Origin of the sequence: Armatimonas sp. (genome assembly GCF_043760365.1) — a bacterium.
In the GTDB taxonomy this organism is placed as follows: domain Bacteria; phylum Armatimonadota; class Armatimonadia; order Armatimonadales; family Armatimonadaceae; genus Armatimonas.
The window spans coordinates 1-3,531 of the sequence record NZ_JAYUPA010000742.1 but is presented as its reverse complement, the minus strand read 5'-3'; the positions used below and the strand labels follow the sequence as shown (position 1 = coordinate 3,531).

6 protein-coding genes are annotated in these 3,531 nt (G+C 56.7%); 1 reads left to right on the top strand and 5 read right to left on the bottom strand.

Going from position 1 to position 3,531, the window contains the following annotated elements:
* The first annotated feature begins 507 nt into the window (after nt 1-507).
* Nucleotides 508-924, top strand: coding sequence for a hypothetical protein (locus ACH2EH_RS17665; RefSeq protein WP_395143647.1), 417 nt, complete (start codon nt 508-510; stop codon nt 922-924).
* A 47-nt stretch (nt 925-971) separates the two neighbouring features.
* On the opposite strand, the gene ACH2EH_RS17660 is transcribed toward ACH2EH_RS17665, so the two are convergent.
* From ACH2EH_RS17660 to ACH2EH_RS17640, 5 genes are all read right to left on the bottom strand, one after another.
* Nucleotides 972-1,424, bottom strand: coding sequence for a tyrosine-protein phosphatase (locus ACH2EH_RS17660; protein ID WP_395143645.1), 453 nt, complete (start codon nt 1,422-1,424; stop codon nt 972-974).
* 3 nt (nt 1,425-1,427) lie between these two features.
* Nucleotides 1,428-2,018, bottom strand: a complete 591-nt coding sequence (locus tag ACH2EH_RS17655) for a histidine phosphatase family protein (RefSeq protein ID WP_395143644.1) — start codon at nt 2,016-2,018, stop codon at nt 1,428-1,430.
* Nucleotides 2,015-2,764, bottom strand: a complete 750-nt coding sequence (locus ACH2EH_RS17650; protein ID WP_395143642.1) for a DsbA family protein — start codon at nt 2,762-2,764, stop codon at nt 2,015-2,017. Before ACH2EH_RS17650 ends, ACH2EH_RS17655 begins: the two co-directional genes overlap by 4 nt.
* Nucleotides 2,761-3,228 (bottom strand): vitamin K epoxide reductase family protein, encoded by a 468-nt coding sequence (locus tag ACH2EH_RS17645; protein WP_395143641.1) that lies wholly within the window; start codon nt 3,226-3,228, stop codon nt 2,761-2,763. Before ACH2EH_RS17645 ends, ACH2EH_RS17650 begins: the two co-directional genes overlap by 4 nt.
* Nucleotides 3,229-3,321: 93 nt before the next feature.
* A partial coding sequence (locus tag ACH2EH_RS17640) for a hypothetical protein (protein WP_395143639.1) occupies nt 3,322-3,531 on the bottom strand: 210 nt, incomplete at its 5' end.

Here is a 3,531-nt window from a genome sequence, read left to right as displayed (position 1 = left end):
CCACATCTAGAATCTGCTTCTGAAAGAGCGGCATCGGGATCGCGGAGAGTGTCACCACGAACATCAGGATCACAGACAGACCAACCCTAACACGGTAAGGATGCAGATAGTGCAGCAGGCGCTTGAAGTTCTCCACGAGGGTATTCTACCAGCCTCGTCGTGCTCCATTTCCCGCAACTTCTCGTTTCTAGGGAGTCTGTCGGATTTTCAAAAGACTACGCAAAGCACTTCGTCCAAAAAAATACGCCATGCCCAGATGAAACAAGACCACAAACACCGCGAGAGGAGGAAACGCTTTCAAGGGCCGTATCAGGAAAACCCCCAGCGCTAAAAAAGCCAGGCTTGAGAGTGCATCCAAATACCAGCGCCGAGGCAAGACTTTTTGTAGTGACGACGACATGCTATACTGTACCCGTCTGTGGAACATTTCTCATGTCTCAGGCACTCAAAATACAGGTGTGACCCTGTTGGGTTACATCACTAACTCTAAGAAACAGGGAGCCAACAATGCTTCGTAATCGTGTACTTTCGTCTTTGATCGCGCTGGGCGCAGTAAGCCTCTTCTCCCTCTCGGCGTTTGCCCAGGGTACCAAACCCGGTGAGACTAAGCCAGGGGAAAAAGGCGCAAAAGTCGCCCCACAGCGTGATGCAAAAGGACGGTTTATCAAGGCGGACGCAAAAAAAGAAGAACCCAAGAAGCCAGGAGCCGCTCGCGATGCCAAGGGACGGTTTGTGAAAGCCAGTGGCGAAAAAATGGCAACCGCAGGCGCACCCAAGATGGCAGCGGGTTCGAAGATGACAGGTGCGCCTAAGATGGCAACAGCAGGCAAGCCCGTCTGGAACGCCAAAATCAATCGCTGGCAAGGCCCCGACGGCAAGTTGATGAAGGAAGCGGATGCCCTCAAGGCAGGCGGTAAAAAGTAGGTAAGCGGCCAGAGCGAGGCAGCAAGGCCGGGGCTGTTTGCCCCGGCCTATTTCTTTTTGACCCGCTTCTCCACCGCCCCTTTTAGCTCTTTGAGCCACGACTTAAAGCCGTACTTGCGCATCTCCACCCAGGTCTGATCAAAACCCCAGCCCTGCTGTGTGACACGCCAGATACCCACCATCGCTCCCGTGCGGTCGGCTCCGTGCTGGCAGTGCACAAATACAGGCTCCGTCGCCGATTTGGCGAGTAGTCCGAGAAACTCCTTGACCTGCTTTTCGGTGGGTGCCTCCGCCCCCATCGGGATACGCACACGCTTCAGCCCAAGCGCCTTAGTGGCGGCTTCTTCCTCTGCTTGCCCTTTTTTCTCGATGCGCAGATCAATAACCGTGCGCACGCCTTTTGCCTTGAGCTGCTTAAAACCCTCGTTCGTGGGGGCGGCACCTCGCCAGATGCCGGGAGCAACAGCCGCAAAATTGGGGAGATCTTTCTTGTCTTGCATACCTTAGATTCCATCTTCGAGATGCGCTATATCGTTGAGGCGGAGCAGCTTACTGTCCTGCGGCGCATAGGTCACAACCGAAAGGCTCGTGTTCGCGAGGGTAAAGTGCCGCATTCCCTCGGGGCCGTGCCCTGCCGCATGAGCGAGGAGCGCTCGCAGCGCACCACCATGCCCCACGATCAGCACGACTCCCTCAAGCGGCTCAATCACTGCCCGCATGCGCTCCCAGACACTCTCTAGGGATTCCGCATCCGGGGCTCGCTCACGGCTACCAGGGGCATGACCGACCTCCGTGCTTGTCCTGCCTTCCCACGAGCCAAAACCACGCTCCCGAAGCCGAATGTCGGTCTCCAGCAGCGGTGCCACATTTAAGAGCTGAGCAGTCTCGATGGCGCGGGAAAGATCAGAGACAAGGACACGTGCCGGTCGGGGAAGCGTCCCCTGCTCCCAGAGCCGGGCAAGGCGTGTCCCCAGTCGGCGTGCTTGCACACGGCCTGTCTCATTGAGCGGGACATCACACTGCCCCTGCCAGCGCTGCTCCGCATTCCAGTCGGTCTCGCCGTGACGAACCAGCAGAAGTGTGCAGGTGCTCACTTGGTCGAACGAGGCGCGGAGCCATCCTCAGGCGGCGGCGGTGCGGAGCCATCCGAGGACGGCATGGGCGTCGGCAGTCCGGGGATGTCTTTAATCTCCGGGTAGAGCTGCCGATAGCCCGTGACCATCACCGTCCGCTTCGTCTTATTATCATGCACAAAGAACGTGGGGGTCTCGTTGACCCCGAAGCTAATCCCCGTGTCGCGGTCGGACTGTACTAATTTTGACAGTGCCGCATCGTTTTTCTCTTTTTTGTAGCGCTCCATGTCAAGCTTAGCTTCAACAGCGGCCTTTTCAATGAAGGCCGTATCTACGAGCTCGTCCTTACCCTTCATCAACGCCTCATAGGACTCCCAGAATTTCTCTGGTGCCTGACGACCTGCCACCTCGGACATCACCGCGGCAGGCATGGCAAAGGGATGAGGACGCTCCAACGGGAAGTGCCGGAAACCAAAGCGAACCTGAGGAAATTTCGTCCCAAGGTCTTTGATGGCCGTCTCGTAGGCAAAGCGACATGAGGGGCACTGAAAATCGGCAAACTCGATCACGGTGAAGCGTGCATCAGCAGGCCCCTTAAAATGACGTGTCCCCTTCGCAAGCTCCGCAAACCGTGCCTCCGTAAGCGGCGCGGGTGTCGGGGGTGGCTTAGGTGGATCGAGCGTGGGGTCTCGGGTCAATGTCAGAAAACCCGCCCCGAGAGCGACAATCGCCCCCATCACAACTAATAATTTCGTCTCAGATTTCATGATTTCTTTGGCGTCCCACCGATCAATGGCCGGAGCCAGTCGGTCAAGTGAAGTAAAAAGATTCCCGCAATAATCCCCTGGCTTGTCATGCACCACTTGCAGATAGCGTCAAGCACATAAATCTCAATATAGGTAAGCCAGAGGGCGAATCCCAGTGCCCCGGCTGCAAGCGCCAGCCCGAGAGTGAGAAGCTGCCGACTCCGTTTTGCATCCTCAAACACCGTCCTCAAAAACGCGAGACCCGCAAGACCAAGATAGCCAAAGGTTCCCCACATTGCCACAGGGGGGCCGTACCCCACGGGAAAGCGTGAGTACTTGCTCAGCGCAACTTGGGTGCACTCAGAGAGTTTGGTCATGTGGATGCCACAGGGGATGTCCTGCGGATGCGAGTGCATATTCCACATGTACGCGGCAACGACGAGGCCAAATATTGAGAGAATAAAAGCAAATCGGTTTAGCACCATCGAGAGAATCTCCTGGAATAATCCGGGCTATTGTACCCGGTAAACCCACCTGGCCACTTGCACAGCGTGTGCCGGGGTGGGTTTGGCGTGTCTCTACTGCTTGCTCTTGTAGAGTACCAGGCGCTCTTCCATCTCTTTCTTGATCTCCGCCGGGGTTTCTGCGGGCAGCTTGGTCATCGCCTTCTCTTGCAGCGTGAGTGCCTCTTTGAGGTTGCCCGCCTTGTAGTGGATAAACGCCAGCGTGTCCAGGATCATGCCGTCCTCACCCTTAGTGAGGTCAACAGCCTTCTGCGCCAGAGGCAG